General features: G+C 68.3%; 1 protein-coding gene. It reads right to left on the bottom strand.

Features of this window, described 5'->3' with window-relative positions; genetic code table 11:
• The coding region (locus ACFQ4H_RS34865) for a hypothetical protein (RefSeq protein WP_377579558.1) at nucleotides 1-637 on the bottom strand (637 nt) is incomplete at both ends.

Raw genomic sequence — 637 nt, 5'->3', positions numbered from 1 at the left:
GCCGACCATCACCACCGACATGCATCTGCGGACCAGCCCGACCACCCCCACCCGACCCGGCAGGCTGCGACACCGGGGCTGTCGTCGTACCAGGCGGCGTGGGATTGATCTCCCGCCCGTCCGGACCGAACGTCCGCTCGAACCCATCCGCCGGCACCCTCGGCACCCGCCCGTTGTGCACATCCGGACTGGCCACCACCTCCGTCCCATCGGGATAGGTCCACATCTTCTCGGTGACCCCGGTAACCTCCCGACCCAGAATCCGAGCCACCGCCGCCGCCGGGGAACGGTCCCCCGCACCCGAATAACAGGAGACCAGCCTGATCTGCTGGGAACCGAGATGGATCCGACCGGTACGGTCCAACGCGGCGAGACCGCGTGCGAAGTCCCCAGCCGACATCCGGTACTGACCGACCACCACCTCACCGCTACGCAACCCGTGCAGGGCAATCTTGAGCACACCGTTCTCCGGACGCAACGCCTCCGCGTGCCGCCGCATCTCCGGATCACCCGTGAACTCCAACCCGGAACGGGTCGATGCCACAAAGTCGGCAACCGCCTGAATCGCCTGACCACCACTCAACACCGGCAGCCGCGCGAACTGCCCCTCACCCCACGCCGCCGGCTCACCACCCGC

The sequence above is a fragment of the Micromonospora sonneratiae genome, assembly GCF_042679305.1.
In the GTDB taxonomy this organism is placed as follows: domain Bacteria; phylum Actinomycetota; class Actinomycetes; order Mycobacteriales; family Micromonosporaceae; genus Micromonospora_H; species Micromonospora_H sonneratiae.
Note: the sequence above shows the minus strand (reverse complement) of the source record. Positions and strands in the feature narration are given on the sequence as shown.